At 62.7% G+C, this 490-nt stretch carries 1 protein-coding gene; it reads left to right on the forward strand.

Annotated elements, in window-relative coordinates; all coding sequences use genetic code 11:
* Positions 1 to 490: transposase (locus tag LNV08_RS22975; RefSeq protein ID WP_263536066.1), on the forward strand; the 490-nt coding region annotated here is incomplete at both ends.

Raw genomic sequence — 490 nt, forward strand, 5'->3', positions numbered from 1 at the left:
CTATGCGCCGCTGGCGATGTTCAAGCTGATGCTGCTGGGCCAGTGGCACGGCCTGTCGGACACGCAGTTGGAGCATGCCCTGAAGGTTCGACTGGATTTCATGGTGTTCACCGGTTTCGAGCCCGGAGACGGCAGCTTCCCCGACGCCACCACCATCTGCCGCTTCCGCAACCGACTGGTGACGGCCAAGCTTGACCAAGTGCTGCTGCGCCGGGTCAATGTGCAACTTGAAGGCCAGGGGCTCAAGGTGGCCGGCAGCCGCGGCGCCATCATCGACGCCACGATCATCGAGAGCGCGGCTCGGCCGAATCAACACATCGAGGTCGATGAGGACGGCCAGGCCGATGTGGTGGACAGTGCAGACGACGAAGCCCGCTGGGTCAAGAAAGGCAAGGACGCCTTCTTCGGCTATCGCGGCTACAGCGCGGTAGACACGGAAGATGGTTATGTCGAGCACATCGAAGTCCACCCCGCCAACCAAGCCGAAGTC

The sequence above is a fragment of the Paucibacter sp. TC2R-5 genome (assembly GCF_025717605.1).
Taxonomy (GTDB): domain Bacteria; phylum Pseudomonadota; class Gammaproteobacteria; order Burkholderiales; family Burkholderiaceae_C; genus Paucibacter_A; species Paucibacter_A albus.